The 16,766-nt window shown below is 56.1% G+C and carries 15 protein-coding genes and 1 tRNA gene; 12 read left to right on the forward strand and 4 right to left on the reverse strand.

Translation table 11 applies throughout. The features are described from left to right. Nucleotides 1–190: 190 nt before the first annotated feature. Together uvrA and brnQ are read left to right on the forward strand one after the other, a co-directional pair. Nucleotides 191–3,031 (forward strand): excinuclease ABC subunit UvrA, encoded by a 2,841-nt coding sequence (uvrA, locus tag HMPREF1153_RS01890; RefSeq protein WP_009645242.1) that lies wholly within the window; start codon nucleotides 191–193, stop codon nucleotides 3,029–3,031. Continuing rightward, nucleotides 3,028–4,362, forward strand: a complete 1,335-nt coding sequence (gene brnQ / locus HMPREF1153_RS01895; protein ID WP_009645243.1) for a branched-chain amino acid transport system II carrier protein — start codon at nucleotides 3,028–3,030, stop codon at nucleotides 4,360–4,362. The genes uvrA and brnQ overlap by 4 nt, the downstream gene beginning before the upstream one ends. A 75-nt stretch (nucleotides 4,363–4,437) precedes the next feature. Here brnQ and HMPREF1153_RS01900 read toward each other — a convergent pair whose 3' ends face one another. The 3 genes from HMPREF1153_RS01900 to HMPREF1153_RS12870 are packed head-to-tail and all read right to left on the reverse strand — an operon-like array spanning nucleotide 4,438 to nucleotide 7,180. Continuing rightward, a complete protein-coding gene (locus HMPREF1153_RS01900) occupies nucleotides 4,438–5,844 on the reverse strand; it encodes an acetyl-CoA carboxylase biotin carboxylase subunit (protein WP_009645236.1) in 1,407 nt (468 codons plus the stop codon). Between the two features lie 21 nt (nucleotides 5,845–5,865). Then, on the reverse strand, nucleotides 5,866–6,861 hold the full coding sequence (locus HMPREF1153_RS01905; RefSeq protein ID WP_009645233.1) for a pyridoxal-phosphate dependent enzyme: 996 nt from the start codon (nucleotides 6,859–6,861) through the stop codon (nucleotides 5,866–5,868). Continuing rightward, the gene (locus HMPREF1153_RS12870; protein ID WP_232208164.1) at nucleotides 6,743–7,180 is read right to left on the reverse strand and encodes a hypothetical protein; all 438 of its coding nucleotides are present in this window, start codon (nucleotides 7,178–7,180) and stop codon (nucleotides 6,743–6,745) included. Before HMPREF1153_RS12870 ends, HMPREF1153_RS01905 begins: the two co-directional genes overlap by 119 nt. A 22-nt stretch (nucleotides 7,181–7,202) precedes the next feature. On the opposite strand from HMPREF1153_RS12870, the gene HMPREF1153_RS01910 reads away from it, so the two are divergent. Further along, nucleotides 7,203–7,787, forward strand: coding sequence for a hypothetical protein (locus HMPREF1153_RS01910; protein WP_009645239.1), 585 nt, complete (start codon nucleotides 7,203–7,205; stop codon nucleotides 7,785–7,787). 820 nt (nucleotides 7,788–8,607) lie between these two features. Here HMPREF1153_RS01910 and HMPREF1153_RS01920 read toward each other — a convergent pair. Next, nucleotides 8,608–9,477, reverse strand: coding sequence for a YitT family protein (locus HMPREF1153_RS01920; protein WP_009645244.1), 870 nt, complete (start codon nucleotides 9,475–9,477; stop codon nucleotides 8,608–8,610). 547 nt (nucleotides 9,478–10,024) lie between these two features. On the opposite strand from HMPREF1153_RS01920, the gene HMPREF1153_RS01925 reads away from it, so the two are divergent. From HMPREF1153_RS01925 to HMPREF1153_RS01965, 9 genes are all read left to right on the forward strand, one after another. Further along, nucleotides 10,025–10,102 (forward strand) — tRNA-Arg (locus tag HMPREF1153_RS01925). Nucleotides 10,103–10,315: 213 nt separating this feature from the next. Further along, the gene (locus tag HMPREF1153_RS01930; RefSeq protein WP_009645231.1) at nucleotides 10,316–10,939 is read left to right on the forward strand and encodes a TetR/AcrR family transcriptional regulator; all 624 of its coding nucleotides are present in this window, start codon (nucleotides 10,316–10,318) and stop codon (nucleotides 10,937–10,939) included. A 19-nt stretch (nucleotides 10,940–10,958) separates the two neighbouring features. Next, the gene (gene nirJ1 / locus HMPREF1153_RS01935) at nucleotides 10,959–12,155 is read left to right on the forward strand and encodes a putative heme d1 biosynthesis radical SAM protein NirJ1 (RefSeq protein ID WP_009645234.1); all 1,197 of its coding nucleotides are present in this window, start codon (nucleotides 10,959–10,961) and stop codon (nucleotides 12,153–12,155) included. After that, nucleotides 12,152–13,144, forward strand: coding sequence for a putative heme d1 biosynthesis radical SAM protein NirJ2 (gene nirJ2 / locus HMPREF1153_RS01940; protein WP_006191181.1), 993 nt, complete (start codon nucleotides 12,152–12,154; stop codon nucleotides 13,142–13,144). Before nirJ1 ends, nirJ2 begins: the two co-directional genes overlap by 4 nt. A gap of 138 nt (nucleotides 13,145–13,282) precedes the next feature. Continuing rightward, nucleotides 13,283–14,098 carry an HAD family hydrolase gene (locus HMPREF1153_RS01945; protein ID WP_009645237.1) on the forward strand — a complete coding sequence of 272 codons (816 nt, stop codon included), beginning with the start codon at nucleotides 13,283–13,285 and terminating at the stop codon, nucleotides 14,096–14,098. Next, nucleotides 14,095–14,943 (forward strand): histidinol-phosphatase, encoded by an 849-nt coding sequence (locus HMPREF1153_RS01950; protein WP_009645238.1) that lies wholly within the window; start codon nucleotides 14,095–14,097, stop codon nucleotides 14,941–14,943. Before HMPREF1153_RS01945 ends, HMPREF1153_RS01950 begins: the two co-directional genes overlap by 4 nt. A 108-nt stretch (nucleotides 14,944–15,051) precedes the next feature. Beyond that, the gene (locus HMPREF1153_RS01955) at nucleotides 15,052–15,393 is read left to right on the forward strand and encodes a nucleotidyltransferase family protein (RefSeq protein ID WP_009645232.1); all 342 of its coding nucleotides are present in this window, start codon (nucleotides 15,052–15,054) and stop codon (nucleotides 15,391–15,393) included. Beyond that, a complete protein-coding gene (locus HMPREF1153_RS01960) occupies nucleotides 15,338–15,745 on the forward strand; it encodes a HepT-like ribonuclease domain-containing protein (protein WP_037369496.1) in 408 nt (135 codons plus the stop codon). Before HMPREF1153_RS01955 ends, HMPREF1153_RS01960 begins: the two co-directional genes overlap by 56 nt. A 44-nt stretch (nucleotides 15,746–15,789) precedes the next feature. Next, on the forward strand, nucleotides 15,790–16,722 hold the full coding sequence (locus HMPREF1153_RS01965; protein ID WP_009645240.1) for a hypothetical protein: 933 nt from the start codon (nucleotides 15,790–15,792) through the stop codon (nucleotides 16,720–16,722). Nucleotides 16,723–16,766: the final 44 nt, after the last annotated feature.

A 16,766-nucleotide genomic window follows, 5' to 3' on the forward strand; every position in this document is an offset into this window, starting at 1 on the left:
GAAGCAAGGATGGGCTTCGTGCGGCAGCCTTTTTGTATGGGAGGCTCTCGTGGGACATGAGCAAGGTTATTCTGATCGAGGCACGATTCTCCTGATTTGTGCAAAGAGAAGATAAAATAATAAAAGGGCTTCAACTTCCGCCGCCTTTCCGATATAATAGGGGGAAGCAGCAAACGGAGGAAAATACTTTATGGAGAATGTGATTCGCATACAGGGCGCGCGCGCCCATAATCTGAAGAATATCGACGTGGAGATACCGCGAGACAAACTCGTCGTCGTCACAGGGCTTTCGGGATCGGGCAAGTCCTCGCTCGCTTTTGATACAATTTATGCCGAGGGGCAGAGGCGCTATGTGGAGTCGCTGTCATCCTACGCAAGGCAGTTCCTCGGTCAGATGGACAAGCCCGATGTTGACAATATCGAGGGACTTTCGCCGGCGATTTCCATCGACCAGAAGACGACGAGCCGCAACCCGCGCTCGACCGTTGGCACGGTGACGGAGATTTACGATTACATGCGATTGATGTTCGCGCGCGCCGGCCGCCCGCATTGTCCGAAGTGCGGCAAGCCCATCGCGCAGCAGACGGTCGATCAGATGATGGACAAGCTTGAGGCTTTGCCCGAGCGCACGAAGCTCCTGATCATGGCGCAGATCGTTCGCGGCAAGAAGGGCGAGCACAAGAAGATTCTCGACCACATCCGCCGCGAAGGATATGTGCGCGTGCGCATCGACGGCGAGGTCGTCGACCTCGGTGAAGAGATTCACCTCGACAAGGCGAAGAAGCATACGATCGAAGTCGTCGTCGACCGTCTTGTCGTCCGCGAGGGCATGGAGCAGCGGCTTGCCGATTCCTTGGAGACGGCTTTGAAGATGGGCGAGGGAGTCGTCTACGTGCAAATCGTCGACGGCGAACTTTTGATGTTCAGCGAAAACTTCGCGTGCGTCGACTGCGGCATCAGCCTGCCCGAAATCACGCCGCGCATGTTCTCGTTCAACAGCCCTTACGGCGCATGTCCGACGTGCAGCGGCCTCGGCAGCAACATGGAGTTCGATCTGGAGCTTGTCGTACCCGACGATTCGCTGTCGCTTGCCGAGGGAGTATTCGCGCCGCTTTCCAAGAATCTCAACACCTATGCGAACTGCCAGATGGAGGCCGTTCTCAAGCATTACGGCTATACGGTTGACACGCCGTTTCGCGACTTGGACAAGAAGGTGCAGGAGTTTCTTCTCTACGGCACGGGCGAGGAGAAGTTCGAGTTTGGCTACGAGAACATGTTCGGCGAGTACAAGCTGCATCATTCGGCCTTCGAGGGCGTCATGCCGATGCTTACGCGGCGCTACCGCGAGACGGACACGGACGCGATGCGCGAGGACTACGAGAACTACATGACGATCACACCATGCCCTGCGTGCCATGGAGCGCGTCTTCGTCCCGAGGTGCTTTCCGTCAAGGTCGGCGGCAAGAACATCGCCGAGGTTACGGCGCTGACGATTCGAGAATGTGATGAATTCTTCTCCGAGCTTTCGCTCTCGGAGCGCGAGGCGAAGATCGCCGCGCAGATCTTGAAAGAGATTCATGCGCGCCTCGGCTTTCTCTTGAACGTCGGGCTTGATTATCTGACGCTATCGCGTGCGGCGGGGACGCTCTCGGGCGGCGAGGCGCAGCGCATACGGCTTGCGACTCAGATCGGTTCGGGACTCATGGGCGTGCTCTACATCCTCGATGAGCCGAGCATCGGACTTCATCAGCGTGACAACAACCGCCTCTTGGCGGCGCTGCAGCATCTGCGCGATCTCGGCAACACGCTCATCGTCGTCGAGCATGACGAGGATACGATGTATGCCGCCGACCATATCATCGACATCGGCCCCGGCGCAGGGGCGCATGGCGGGCGTGTCGTCGCCGAGGGTACGGCGGAAGAGATCAAGAAGGTCGCCGAGTCCGTCACGGGACAGTATCTCGCGCGGAAGAAGTTCATCCCCGTGCCGAGCCGCCGCCGGACGGGAACGGGCAATTTCATCGAGATCGTCGGTGCGGCGGCGAACAATCTCAAGAACTTGCGCGTGAAGTTCCCGCTCGGGGAATTGATTCTCGTCACGGGCGTTTCCGGCTCAGGCAAGTCGACGCTCGTCAACGAGATCCTCTACAAGGGCGTCGCCTCAAGGCTCTACCATGCGAAGGGAAAGCCCGGCAAGCACAAGAAAATTCTGGGACTTGAGCACGTCGACAAGATCATCGACATCGACCAGCAGCCGATCGGGCGCACGCCGCGCTCGAATCCTGCGACGTATACGGGCGTATTCGATGCCATCCGGCAGCTCTTCAGTCAGACGACGGAGGCGAAGATGCGCGGCTACAAGCCCGGGCGCTTCAGCTTCAACGTCAAGGGCGGCCGCTGCGAGGCATGCCGCGGCGACGGCATCATCAAGATCGAGATGCACTTCTTGCCCGACGTCTATGTGCCATGCGAGGTCTGCAAGGGAGCGCGATACAACCGCGAGACGCTTGAGGTGCGCTACAAGGGAAAGACGATTGCCGACGTGCTCGCCATGACGGTTGACGAAGCTGTGGAGTTCTTCAAGAATATCCCGCGCATCGAGACGAAGCTCAAGGTCATTCAGGACGTCGGGCTCGGTTACATCAAGCTTGGGCAGAGTGCGACGACGCTCTCGGGCGGCGAGGCGCAGCGCGTGAAGCTCGCGACGGAACTGGCGCGCCGCTCGACGGGGCGCACGCTCTACATCCTCGACGAGCCGACGACGGGACTGCACACTGCCGACATCGCGAAGCTCCTCGGCATCCTGCACCGCCTCGTCGACGGCGGTGACACGGTCGTCGTCATCGAGCACAACCTCGACGTCATCAAGACGGCTGACCACATCATCGACCTCGGACCTGAGGGCGGTTCGGGCGGCGGCACGATCGTTGCCGAAGGCCGTCCCGAGGACATCGTGAAGGTCAAGGCCTCGTACACGGGCAAGTTCCTGAAGCCGCTGTTGGAAGAGAATTTTGAGAGGAATGCGAAATGAATCGATTGAAGAAGAAGGATCTTTTGACTTTGGGCTTCATGATGTTCTCCGTCTTTTTCGGGGCGGGAAACCTCATCTTCCCGCCTGCACTGGGGCAGGCGGCGGGGACGAACACGCTGTCCGCCATGCTCGGCTTCATGACGACGGGCGTCGGTCTGCCGCTTTTGGGCATCATGGCGATCGCGCTCGCGGGCGGCGAATATGTGCAGCTTCTGAAGAGGCGCACGTTCCCATGGTTTGCGACGGCGCTTCTCATCATCCTCTACCTCATCATAGGGCCGTTGTTCGCCATGCCGAGGACGGGCGCCGTCTCATTTGAGATCGGCATTCGTCCCTTCGTCGGTGCGGGCGATGTCACGCTTCCGCAAGTCATCTACACGGCGCTTTTCTTTGGCGCATCGTACTATTTGTCGCTCAATCCGAACAAGCTCATCGACCGCGTGGGCAAGATGCTTACGCCCGCGCTGCTCGTCGTTCTTGTGATCCTCTTTTTGCGTACCTTCTGGTCGCCGATGGGGGAGGTGCTCGCTCCGACGGGTGTTTACCTGGAATCGCCCTATGCGCAGGGATTCCAGGACGGCTATCAGACGATGGATCTCCTCGCGACCATCGCCATTGGCGCGCTTGTTGTCAATGCCGTGCGCTATCGCGGCGTGACCGACACGCGCACCATCGGCAAGGCATGCCTCGCAGCCGGTTTCATCACCGTATTCCTCATGGCCTGCGTTTACGGCTCCTTGGCCTATCTCGGAGCGACGAGCGTGACGGTTCTCGGACACTCGGAGAACGGCGGACAGCTCCTCGCCGAAGCCGTGCGCATCTTCTTCGGCGCGGCGGGCAACGTGCTTCTCGCGCTCATCATCATCCTCGCGTGCATCACGACGTGCTGCGGCATCACGTCGAGCGCAGCGATGTTCTTCCACAAGCTCTTCAAGAAGAAGATTTCCTACGAGCGCTTGCTGCTCTTCTCCACGCTCTTCAGCTTCGGCGCGTCGAACATCGGCCTCACGCAGATCATTGCGCTCGCCGTGCCGTTCCTCGTGGCGATCTACCCGCTCGTCATCGTATTCGTCCTCCTCTCGCTCTTCGATCGCTTCATTGGCTGGCGAAAGAGCATCTACCAGGGCGCCGTCCTCGTCACGCTCGCCTTCTCGCTGACGGACGCGATGCATGCCGCAGGCTTCGGCTCTGCCGCCCTCTATGAAATGCTTGCCGCGCATGTTCCGTTCTACGGCGTCATGATGGGCTGGGTCTGCCCGGCGCTCGCCGGAGCGGTCTTGGGATTCATCATCTCGCTCGGGCAGAAAGCGCCGGCGCCGAAGGAAGCGTAGTGAGCACATGCGGGATGCCTCTGCACATGAAAAGAACCCGACGGATGTCCGTCGGGTTCTTTTCATGTGCAGGTCTCACGCGTAATACATGCTCGCGTTGATGGAAGCGGCAAGATCGAGCTTGTCCTTGAGCTTGAGCTTTTTCGGCTCGTTCTCGTAGTGGGTGATGCGGCGCTTGATGAATTGCGTGTCGATGTTGCCCGTGCGGAAGTAGCTGTCCTCAAGAATTTTCTGGTGCAGGGCAATCGTTGTCTTGACGCCTTCGATGCGGAATTCGCTTAGGGCACGTTCCATGATCTTGATGGCATCGCCGCGCGTTCTACCGTGCACGATGACCTTGGCGATGAGGGAATCGTACCACGGCTCGATTGTCAGTCCCGTCGTCACGCCGCTGTCGAAGCGTACGCGCGGACCGCTCGGCTCGTGCATGAAGGTGATGAGACCGGGAGACGGCAGGAAGTTGTTGTCGGGATCTTCGGCGTTGATGCGGCACTCGATGGCGTGACCGCGGATCTTGATATTCTTCTGCATGAGCCCCAGAGGCTCACCGTCGGCGATCTGGATCTGGCGGCGCACGATGTCGACGCCCGTGACGGCTTCCGTGATGGCGTGCTCGACCTGGACGCGCGGGTTGATCTCCATGAAGTAGAACTTGTTGTCGGCGAGATCGAGGAGGAATTCCACCGTGCCGGCATTCGAGTAGTGGACGCTTTTCGCCGCCTTGATGGCAAGGCGGCCGATCTCGCGGCGCATCTCTTCCGTCAGGGCGACGGAAGGCGACTCTTCGAGGAGCTTCTGATTGCGGCGCTGCAGCGAGCATTCGCGCTCGCCGAGGAAGAGCACCGTGCCGTAGTTGTCGGCAAGAATCTGCGCCTCGATGTGGCGTGAATGCTCGATATAGTGTTCGAAGTAGTGGACGACTTTCTTGAGATCGACGAGATGCAGGATGTTCTTGAGATCCTCTTCGGAATGTGCGACGAACATGCCCTTGCCGCCGCCGCCTGATACAGGCTTCAAGATGACAGGGTAGCCAACTTCCGCGGCAGCCTTCAAGGCCATCTCGTTGCTTTCGAGAGGGGCGCTGCCCTTTGACATCGGAATGCCGGACGGCGCCATGGCAGCGCGCGCTGCATCCTTATCGCCGACGAGGCGCAGGGTCTCGGGCATGGGGCCGATCCAGACGATGCCAGCCTTCGTGACCATCTCGGCGAAGTCGGCATCTTCGGATAGGAAGCCGTAGCCCGGATGGATGGCGTCGGACTTCGTCTGAATGGCTGCCTCAAGGACGGCTTCCTTGTTGAGGTAGCTTTCCGTCGCATCGGCGGGGCCGACGCGGTAGGTGAGGTCGGCGAGCTGGACGTGCAGGGCGTTCTTGTCGGCGTCGGAGTAGATGGCGACCGCCTCGACGCCGAGCTCTTGACAGGCGCGGATGACGCGGACGGCGATTTCGCCGCGATTGGCGATGAGGATTCTCTTGAACATGATACAGCCTCCTGATTCGTATTATCCTTTGAGTCCCGATCCTGTCAGTGGCACGACGACGCGATAGTTGTCGGGTTTTGCCGTACCGAAGATTTGCATGGCGCCGGCGAGAGCTGCGGCGCTTGTCGTTTCCACATAGATGCCTCGGCGTCCGAGCATTTCTTTGCACTTCACGATTTCTTCATCCTCAACGATGAGGACGTCACCGCCGCTGTTCGTGACGGCAGCGAGCATATCGTGCAAACGTTTGGGTGTTTCGATGCGGATCGATTCGGCAATTGTCTCCGTCTTTGGGCTCGCCGGTATCTTGTTGAACGCCTCGTAGAGCGGTGCACAGTTCTTGCTCTGCACGGGCACGAGGCGTGGCAGGCGGCCGATCTCGATGAAGCCGTAGTAAAGACCTAAGAGCATCGTGCCGTTACCGACGGGCAGGAAGATGTACTCGGGCACACTCTCGCCGAGCTGTTCATAAATCTCGTATGCCATCGCCTTCATGCCCTCGAAGAAGAGCGGATTATAGACATGCGAAGCATAGTAGGCGTCGCCGAGGTTTTCCTTGACCGCCTGACACGCGCCCATGCGGCCGCCTTCGGTCTTGACGATCTTCGCGCCGTAGGCGGCAATCTGACGCAGTTTGTCGGGCGACGTCTCCTTTGGCACATAGACTGTGCAGTCGATGCCCGCTGCCGCTGCGTGCGCTGCGATGGAGGCGCCGGCGTTGCCTGCTGAATCGAGCGCGATCTTCTCAATGCCGACGTGGTGGATCTCATTGATCAGCGTGTAGGCTCCGCGATCCTTGAAGGAGCCAGTCGGCAGAAGGTTCTCTGTCTTCAGCAGATACTCGATGCCGTCAATCTTGATGCTCAGAAGATCGGTGTGCATGTGTCCGATCGTGACGTCATGCACCGTTTCTTCGTTTGCCGCCTTGTTCAGATGGAACATGCCGCCGCATTCGCAGCGGTAGTTCATCGAGCTGATGGGATATTTTTTTTTGCATTTCTCGCAGTAAAAATACACGGAGCATCCCGCCTTTCGTCATGGCATATGATTTCCCTTTGTTTAGTATTTTGCCGTCATGAATATATTCGCGTTTTCCTGCGCATTTCCTTTTCTTATGTAAATTTTCCTGCATCTCAATTGAAAGTTTTAAGAGAAAAATAAGGACAGCTTTGTGTTTCTCCAGAGAAAATGTGGTTGGCAAAGGAGAAGAAATGATGTATGATAGCATGTGAGAGGTTTTTATGACCTTTGTTTTTACTGCAGGGACGGCTTTTTTGATAGATATAAGAAGAACGAGGAGGGGCGGCCCTCTTTTTCTTTTCCGCCGGCCGTGCAAACGGCCTTCTTAGGAGAGGATTATGACAAATAAGATTTATGCGCTGGTCGGGCCGCACGCTTCGGGCAAGACGGTGCTGATCGGCAAACTTATGCAGATGGGGATTCATTACATTCCTTTATATACGACGCGGAAACCAGGAAAAATCGATTCCGATACGAGATTTTACCGCTTTGTCGGCAAGGCGGAGTTCTTCAAGCAGGAATTCATTGTGCACGTCACATATAAGGGCGACTATTATGGCGTCTTAAAAAAAGACGTTCTTTCGGCGTTGCAGGAGCATAAGATCAGCCTTGTGATGTTGGAGGCGAATGGCGTCAAGCAGCTCGCGCGCCTTTTGAAAGAGAATTTCGAGACGATCTTCCTCATGGTCGACTATGTGACGCTCGTCGAGCGCATGATTCGTCTCGGACATAAAAATAGTGAGATAAAGTATCATTTGGAATATGCAGAAAACAACAGTGAGTTTGACAACTGGAAGGACGCTACGCATGTCGTGAAGATCCGGAATGTGGCGAATCCGGGGACGGCGTTTGATCAGATCCTGGCAATCATGGGATTGATGCGCCTCCTGCCACCGGAGAAGCTCAAGGAATGCGTGCAATAAAGGGGCAGCCTGCAAGGGCTGCTTCTTTATTTTACAGAGAAATTTAGTCGACGGAAAATATTTCAAGATTTTTCAAAATATTATTGACAACTTATGGGAGATGTTTTATAATAAGGGTGCAGATGAAAGGAGGCATCCCTTGCGAAGATGTTTGCAGAAAGAGGAGAAACTTTAGTATGCAGACTAGCAAAAATAGCAGAAAAGCTTAAGGTAAGCCGAAGGTTCAGGCATGAGGCGCATCGTGGAGGAGGAAGAGCGTATTCCGAGACCATGATGAACAAGCTCACGGAGAGAATCCAAAGGGCGGCAAGCCGTTGCAGTATGGCGGCAGGAAGCGGAACGAATATTCATGAAGGGTTGAGGGGCGCTTGCGGAACTGATGTAAGGCAAGACGCAAGTGCCGAAGAATCCACGGATACGAATCCGTGCGTCAAGGCGGAAGCTCATGCAGCTGCGAAGAACAATGCATGAGTTTGACGCAGAAGAAGAGCAGTTCCGATCAATTCCGAGTCCGAGTAGAAGAATCATGCGCAGGAAAAGCAGGGCGCATAGTGCCGATACCGCTTGACTGCCGAAAAGGAGCGCCAGAGAGTGCATCTCCATGCGGCAGGGCAAAGGCTTCATGGCTTCGGTGAAACTTGGGAAATCTGCGGGGGTCGACTTTCAAACAAAAAGGGAACTGGTGCATAAGTTAAGTTCAGCTTATGCACCAGTTCCCTTTTTGTCGTCAATCGTGCTGCGACCGTTGCTCTTGAGCCTTCGTTAAGGGGGACGGCATAGATGTGTAAAGAGGGAGGGCGGGGAATTTATCTGTGCAGGTTTAATGCCCGCTTTTCTTGAATCTGCCGCCGACGATGTCGTGGACGGCGTTGATGGTCACGAAGGCGCTTTCGTCGATGCTGAGGACGGTTTCCTTGAGTTTGTTGACTTCGAGGCGCGTGACGACGGAGTAGAGAACCTTTTTTTCCTCGCCCGTGTAGCCGCCTTCGCCGTAGAGGAGGGTGACGCCGCGTCCCAATCGCTCGGCGAGGGCAACATTGATTTTGTCCGGTTCGTTCGTGACGATCATGACGGCGTAGGATTCGTCAAGCCCTTGCACGACGACGTCGATCATCTTGGCGATGACGAAGTAGGCGACGAGCGAGTACATCGCCTTGTCCCAGCCGAAGAGAAGACCGGCGCCTGAAAGGATGAAAAGGTTGATGAACATGACGACTTCGCCGACGGAGAACACGGATTTCTTGTCGAGGATGATGGCGACGATTTCCGTGCCGTCGAGCGAGCCGCCCGAGCGAATGATGAGACCGACGCCGAGACCGACGATGATGCCGCCGAAGATGGCGGCGAGGAAAAAATCCTGCGTGACGGTCGGGAACGGCGCGAAGTAGGCCGACCAAAAGGAGAGTAGGAAGATGGCGGTCATGGTGGCGACGGCGAAGGCTTTGCCGATCTGCTTGTAGCCGATGTAGAGGAACGGGAGGTTGAAGAGGATGAGAAAGACGCCCAGAGGCTGCTCTGTGATGGCATGCGCCATGATGGAGAGGCCGACGACGCCGCCGTCGATAATGTTGTTCGGGATGAGGAAGATTTCGAGTCCGACGGCCGTGATGACGGCGCCGATGAAGATCGTCACATATTTCTGCATGAGGGCGAGCAGGTGCTTCTTGCGGCTTTTCTTTTCTTTTTCCATAAAGCAGATCCTTTCGTGCAGCTGGACGCTTCCTCAAGGAAGCGGATTCAGTCAATGACTCTTTCATTATACGGAAAAACGGGGAGTTTGTCACGGAACACTTGAATTTCAAGGCTTTCCGACAGTCGGAGTATGCTATACTCAATGTGTTGCCGCCCCCAGACATGGCAATGGAAAGGGGGTGCGTCAAGGATGTTACTCTCGTTTATGCTCTCCGTTTTGGAGGGGATAGTCTGCCACTATCTGTGCAAATGGTTTGACGGTTGAGAGCAACGGCAACAAGCCTAGGCGTTAGTCCCTGCCTGCAATATGGGAACAGAAAAGCCCCCAAGCTGCAACTTGGGGGCTTTTCGCGTGCGCCTAATGCTACTCTCGTTTACCACCCATAGTATAGCATATTTGGTTGTTTGTATGCAAGCTAAACCCGTCGAAATCAAGGGGTAAATTTACCTGTACGGAAAAAACAGGACTCGCGCAAATTTTATTTGACAACGGGTGTTTCCTGTGATAGAATCACTTATGTTGATTGCGAGAGCGGTCGGCTTGTGACTCAGTAGCTCAGTTGGATCAGAGTATTTGACTACGAATCAAAGGGTCGGGGGTTCGAGTCCCTCCTGGGTCACCATTTTGAAGTTTTGCGCTGGCAGTAGCCGGCGCTTTTTTTGTGTGCAAGAGCGCTCGTCGTTCAAAATGCTTTATTAAGCGACTTCATTTTAGCAGCGTTTCCTTAAAATTATGAAGATGCTTCATTTTCTGCTTTAAAAATGAAGGGGATTCATGTATAATAGGCAAGGAGAGTTGGAGTGTGCAGGAGACTCCTTGAGCGAGGAGGATTTGTATGGAAGAAGATAAGATCAGCCGCCGCGAGATGAAGAAGATTCAGTCGCGCAAGGCGATTCTCGATTCGGCGGCAAGCCTGTTTCAGAGTCGCGGGCTGGAAGATGTTGCGATTGCGGATATCATGAGCGGGGCGGATCTTGGCATCGGTACGTTTTACAATTACTTTGACTCCAAGGACGATGTCTTGATGGAACTTCTGGGGCGCATCATGAAGGAACTGGGAGAAAGGGTGCGCGTCCTGTCCGAGGAGCGTAGGCCCGTGACGGAAATCCTGCGCGAGCTGCTTCTGGCCGCCGCCAGACTTCTTGGGCAGAATCGTTATGTGTTGCCGCTTTTCCTGCGTGCTGCACAGCAGGCGACCTTGCTGAAGCGCTCGGAGGCGAGCGTTTCGGCGCCGCCTTTCACGGTGCTTTTCACACGCTTGGTTGAGGAAGGCCAAGCGAATGGCGAGTTCCGCCATGACATCCCGACGGCGATCATCTCAGAACTTTTCCACTCGCTGTTTCAAGCAGCGGCGTTCAGTAAATTGGAAATTCCCTTCGAGGAGAACGTGCGCCTGAAGCTTGGATTGATTCTCGACGGCATGCGCGTGATTGAAAAGCAGGAAGAGCAAAAGGAATGAACGGGAGGATTTTTATTTCATGATCAGTGTAACGAAGCTTCTTTTTGCGCGCGAGTATTTCGGCGACTCGCTGCGCTATACGAAGAATGCGCATCGCATGAAAAACGGTGCGGCCGAGGGAATGGGACCCGTCGTCGTCTGGAATTCGACGAAGACGTGCAACCTCAAGTGCCGCCATTGCTACATGAACTCGGACGCCAAGAAGTATCAGAACGAGCTGACGACAGAGGAGGCGCGGCGCTTCATCGACGACCTCGCTGACTTTCGCGTGCCCGTTTTGCTCTTTTCGGGCGGCGAACCGCTCCTTCGTCCCGACTTCTTCGAGCTTGCCGAGCACGCGGCGGCAAAGGGCGTGCGCCCGACGCTCTCGACGAACGGCACGCTCATTGACCGCGCGACGGCGCAGCGCATTAAGGACATCGGCGTGGGCTACGTCGGCATCTCGCTTGACGGTCTCAAGGATGTGAACGACAAGTTCCGCGGCAAGGAGGGCGCCTACGAGGCTGCCATGCGCGGCATAGAGAACTGCACGGCGGTCGGGCAGCGCGTGGGGCTTCGTTTCACGATCAACCATCATAACATCATGGAACTCGACAAGATCTTCGATTTCATCGAGGAGGAGGGCATCAACCGCGTGTGCTTCTATCACCTCGTCTACTCGGGGCGCGGCAACGCGATGATGGAAGAGGATGTGACGGCACAGGAATCGCGCCGCGCCATGGATACAATCATCCGCCGCACGCAGGACTTCGAGGAGCGCGGGCTGGAAAAGGAGATCCTGACGGTTGACAATCACTGTGACGGCGTTTACATCTACTTGAAAACGCTCAGGGAGAAGGGCGAGGCGGCGGCCGAGCATGTGTGGAAGCACATTTCGATGAACGGCGGCAATCGCTCGGGCATCGCTTTCGGCGAGGTCGATCCCCTGGGCTACGTCCATCCCGATCAGTTCACGCAGCACCATACCTTCGGCAACGTGCGCGAGAGGAAGTTCGGCGAGATCTGGCAGGACACGTCGAACGCCATCATGGCGGGACTCAAGGACCGAAAGCCGTTTCTTAAGGGTCGATGTTCCTCGTGCCGCTACCTTTCGTGCTGCAACGGCAACTTCCGCACGCGCGCCGAAGCGCGTACGGGTGATTTCTGGGCAAGCGATCCTTCGTGCTATCTGACGGACGAGGAGATTGGACTTGCGCGTGAGGAGGCGGCGATATGATCATCTCATGGAACACGACAAACGCCTGCAACATGTACTGCAAGCACTGCTACCGCGATGCGGGCTGCAAGGCGGAGGAGGAGCTTTCGACGGCGGAGGCGAAGAAGCTCCTCGATGAGATCGCGCGCGCGGGCTTCAAGATCATGATCTTTTCGGGCGGCGAGCCTCTGACGCGCCCCGACATTCTGGAACTTGTAGAACACGCGACGAAGCTTGGCCTGCGCTCGGTTTTCGGCACAAACGGCACGCTGATCACGCCTGAGATGGCACGCGACTTGAAGGCGGCGGGCGCGATGGGCATGGGCATTTCGCTCGACTCGATGTCGCCCGCGAAGCACGATACGTTCCGCAGCTATCCAGGCGGCTGGGCGGGCGCTGTCGAAGGCATGAAGAATTGCCGCGCGGCGGGGCTGCCGTTTCAGATTCATACGACGGTCATGGACTGGAACGAAAAGGAGCTGGAGGCGATTACGGACTTCGCCGTGGAACTCGGCGCTGTGGCGCACCACTTCTTCTTCCTCGTGCCGACGGGACGCGCCGAGACGATCGAGGAGGAATCGCTTCGTGCCGAGGCGTACGAGAGCGTCCTGACACGCATCATGAAAAAGTCGGAAGAAGTGGATATCGAATTGAAGCCGACGTGCGCGCCGCAGTTTTTGCGCATCGCGGGGCAGATGGGCATCAAGACGCGCTTTCGGCGAGGCTGCCTCGCTGGACTCAGCTATTGCATCATCAGTCCGCGCGGCAAGGTGCAGCCGTGCGCCTATCTCAACATGGAGCTTGGCGACGTGCGAAAGACGCCGTTCGACGAGATCTGGAAGAGCAGCGAGGTGCTGAACAAGCTGCGCACGCTCGAATATTCGGGCGGCTGCGGCACTTGCGACTATAAGCGTGCCTGCGGCGGCTGCCGTGCGCGTGCTGCCTACTACAACGATGGCGATTATATGGCGGAAGAGCCTTGGTGTCTTTACCACGGGCGCAAGGGATAGTATAATTAGATAGGCAGGGGCGACGGTGCGCCGGAAAGCGTGCCGCCGCCCTTTTGCGTGAGGCGGCGCGGGATGCTCAAACGGCGGATGTTAGTGCGTGCAGCCTGCAGCGATGGGGGTTGAAGAAAGGCGGCTTTTATGATCAAGCTGGTATTTTGCGATATGGACGGCACGCTTCTCGATGCGCAGGGAAATCTGCCTGAAGGACTCGGCGCGATCCTCGCCGAACTCAAGGCGCACGGCGTGATCTTTGCGCCTGCGAGCGGCAGGCAGTATGCGGCGCTTCTGCGCCACTTCCGACCGTGGGCGGATGATCTCATCTTTTGCGCGGAAAACGGCGCTTACGTCGTGCGGCGCGGCGAGGAGCTTTTCTCTACGACGATCGCGCCCGACCTGTGCAGGGAAATCGTGCGCCGCGCCGCTGCCGTCAAGGGCGCCTATACCGTCTGGTGCGGCAAGGAGTACGCCTATGTGACGGAACGCAACGAGGATTTTTTCGCCGAGATGGAAAAATATTATACGGAATACAAGATGGTCGAAGATTTTTCTGACGTGCATGATGCGGCGATCAAGTTTTCTATATGCGATCCCGTGGAGGCGGATGCTGAGCGCACGATCTATCCTTCGCTGCAGGACTTGTCCGAGGAGCTGAAGGTCGTCGTCTCCTCGAACTATTGGGTGGACATCATGCAAAAAGATGTGAACAAGGGCGCCGCCGTGCGCCGCGTGCAGCAGCTTCTGGGTATTCGCCCCGAAGAGTGCCTTGCCTTCGGCGACTATCTGAACGACGTCGAGATGCTCGGCGCGGTAGGCGAGAGCTACGCGATGGAGAATGCGCACCCGAAGGCGAAGGCGGCGGCGAAGCATATCGCGCCGCCCAACACGCAGCACGGCGTGCTGCGCATCCTGCGCCGGCTGCTCGATGAAGGAAAGATGCAAGGAGGAAGATCATGAAGCTCGACTATCATATGCATTTGGAATACGGCTCTTACGATGAAGCGTGGGTGGAAGGATTCTTTCGGGCGGCGGCGGCGCGCGGCGTGGCGGAGATCGGCTTTTCCGAGCACAGTCACACGTTTCCGGAGTTTGAAGCGCTCTATTACGATGATCTCATCTTGGACGACTCCTTCGTCGGCAGTTTTCAGCAGAAGTGGCTGAAGAAGAACAAGTTCAAGTATACGCTCGAAGAATACTTCGCCTTCATGGCAAAACTCAAGGAAAAGCACGCGGTCAAGACGGGCATCGAGGTCTGCAACTTCCAGGATCAGACGGCTGTTGCCAAAATCCTTGGCAGCTGTGATTTTGACTATGTGATCGGCTCCGTTCACTTCATTCGCGGCTGGGCTTACGACTCGTCCGAGATAAAGGCGGAGTGGGATCGCATCGCGCTCTTTGACATCTACGAATGGTACACGCAGGAGATCGAGAAGCTCTGCGCCTCAAAGCTCTACGATGTGCTCGGGCATCCGTTCAACATCCGCCTCTTCCGCTACTTCCCCGACTTCGATGTCACGCCGTTCTTGGAACGCGCCGTGTGCGCGATGGAAAAGGCGCAGATGGCGGTCGACATCAACACGGGTACGCTCTACCGCTATCCGGTTGCGGAGATTTCGCCTTACGAGGATTTCATGCGCCTCGCGGCGGCGCACAAACTGCCTGTCATCACGACTTCGGACGCGCACAAGCCCGAGGATGCGGGCGCGTACAATGACGAGGCCGTCGCCTACGCACGGCGCTTCGGCTACGAGACGACACTGCGCTTCACGAAGAGGGAGCGCGAGGTCGTGCCGCTCGGCTGATTGTTGCAGCCGCTCCTTTCACCTCTTGCCAGACATGCGGATTTTTCGTACAATAGAAAGAGCGAGATGCAGTGCGGCAAGACTGTTGAATGAGAGGAGGGTTTCCTGATGGTTTTGACCTTGGATGAAATCCGCGAAAAAGTTCGCCCAATCTGTGAGGCGTACAAGGTGAAGCGACTCTTCCTGTTCGGCTCTTATGCACGTGGAGAAGCTACGAAAGAAAGCGATGTGGACTTTCATATTATGTTGGACGAAGAAACGACTTTGTTGGAATTGGGTGGACTCTATGTAGATCTGGAGGACGCTTTGCAAAAGGAAGTCGATATCGTTACACAAGTTCCAAAGGAGCAGGAGATTTTCGGGAAGTATATGGAAAAGGAAGAGATTTTGCTTTATGAAGATCAGCGAGAAAGATGCGCAGGTTCTGCGGAATATAGTCAAGCATTGTGACGCAATCGTTGATACGACAAGATATTTTGGCGGTGCGGAAAAAGTTTTTCTCAAAAATCATATTTATCGCAGTTCCATTTCGATGAATCTCCAATCAATTGGAGAATTAGCGAAACATTTGTCTGATGACTTTGTGAAGAAAGCAGGGGAAATCCCATGGAAGCAGATCAAAGGGCAGAGAAACATTTTTGCTCATGGCTATGATACGGAAGTGGATTTTTCCAAGGTGTGGGTTGCAGTGGAAAAGGATATCCCTGCACTGCGAGCGTTTTGTGTTACGTTGTTGCTGGAAAATGACTATAAACTCATAAAGCTGGAATTTGTTGCAAAGAGAGAGAATGTCAAAGAATAAACCTGAGTGTCGAGATGGTTGCTTCAAAAAAAGGGGGAGTCGCCTTGAAAAACGCATGGGAGAAGTTCTGTTGTGCGGTTGTTGCCGTGCTTCTTTTTGCCGTCGTGCCGTGCCGCGCTCTTGCTGCGCCCGATGCGTCGGAAGAATGGTATTGGTTGGCATCGGATGCGAAGTACAGCAAGTATTTTGCGCCGAACGAAGTCACGGTCGTCAAGAGTCTCAATGTCGCAGGGTTGGAGCGTGCGATGCCAACGGTCATTCACGGCTGGATTAAAACGAGCTTCAGCTATGAAGGCGCAAAGGAGACGATTGCGAACTACGGCATCAAGGATATCCTGCCCGATCCGGCTGCGCTTGCCTACAGCCTCGCACTCGTCGAGGTCAGTCCGCAGAATCGCACTTTCCGCTATCTGGAAGAGGACTTTTACGATGCGCAGGGAAACATCCTTTGGTCGAAGCGTACGCCTGGCTCGGAAAAGGAAATGAACTCGCAGCAATATGATGAAACCTTTTATGCAGCAATCGTCGACAGTGTTTTCGGCATGGGTGAACTGGAGCGCCTGACAAGTTCGGATCGCTGGTATGAACTTTGGAAAGAGAAACGGTCGGACGGAGGCGAGGAGAGCGCCATGGCGGACACCTCGACGATGCGGCTCAAAGGGGAACTGCTCTTTTATTGGGAGTGGGTCACGAAAAAGGACGCCAAGGGAAATACGTTGGAGGTGCAGTTCCTCAAGCGCGCCTTGAACGTGCCGATGGGCACGGTAAGCACGAAGGATGGCAAGACTTGGACGCCGCAAGCGGGTTGGCAGGATCTGGAGGAGACGGATCTGACGTTTCACGGCATTCAGCAGGGCAGCAAGGAATATACGGGACTCCTGCGCCTGCGTACCTATACGGCGAAAAACCTCGCGTGGCTCTATCGCGCGAGCTTGGAGCCGAACGCCGAGCGGCGTCTCCAACGCGATGAGGAGTGAGGTGCGGGCATCACGCCGGGCATCTTTGTCATGGGGAGTGGCTC

It is taken from the genome of Selenomonas sp. CM52, assembly GCF_000292955.1.
Lineage (GTDB): Bacteria > Bacillota > Negativicutes > Selenomonadales > Selenomonadaceae > Selenomonas.

Coding starts and splice junctions, on each gene's coding strand:
- uvrA (WP_009645242.1), top strand. CDS start 191: ATGGAGAATGTGATTCGCATACAGGGCGCGCGCGCCCATAATCTGAAG.
- brnQ (WP_009645243.1), top strand. CDS start 3,028: ATGAATCGATTGAAGAAGAAGGATCTTTTGACTTTGGGCTTCATGATG.
- HMPREF1153_RS01900 (WP_009645236.1), bottom strand. CDS start 5,844: ATGTTCAAGAGAATCCTCATCGCCAATCGCGGCGAAATCGCCGTCCGC.
- HMPREF1153_RS01910 (WP_009645239.1), top strand. CDS start 7,203: ATGACAAATAAGATTTATGCGCTGGTCGGGCCGCACGCTTCGGGCAAG.
- HMPREF1153_RS01920 (WP_009645244.1), bottom strand. CDS start 9,477: ATGGAAAAAGAAAAGAAAAGCCGCAAGAAGCACCTGCTCGCCCTCATG.
- HMPREF1153_RS01930 (WP_009645231.1), top strand. CDS start 10,316: ATGGAAGAAGATAAGATCAGCCGCCGCGAGATGAAGAAGATTCAGTCG.
- nirJ1 (WP_009645234.1), top strand. CDS start 10,959: ATGATCAGTGTAACGAAGCTTCTTTTTGCGCGCGAGTATTTCGGCGAC.
- nirJ2 (WP_006191181.1), top strand. CDS start 12,152: ATGATCATCTCATGGAACACGACAAACGCCTGCAACATGTACTGCAAG.
- HMPREF1153_RS01945 (WP_009645237.1), top strand. CDS start 13,283: ATGATCAAGCTGGTATTTTGCGATATGGACGGCACGCTTCTCGATGCG.
- HMPREF1153_RS01950 (WP_009645238.1), top strand. CDS start 14,095: ATGAAGCTCGACTATCATATGCATTTGGAATACGGCTCTTACGATGAA.
- HMPREF1153_RS01955 (WP_009645232.1), top strand. CDS start 15,052: ATGGTTTTGACCTTGGATGAAATCCGCGAAAAAGTTCGCCCAATCTGT.
- HMPREF1153_RS01960 (WP_037369496.1), top strand. CDS start 15,338: ATGAAGATCAGCGAGAAAGATGCGCAGGTTCTGCGGAATATAGTCAAG.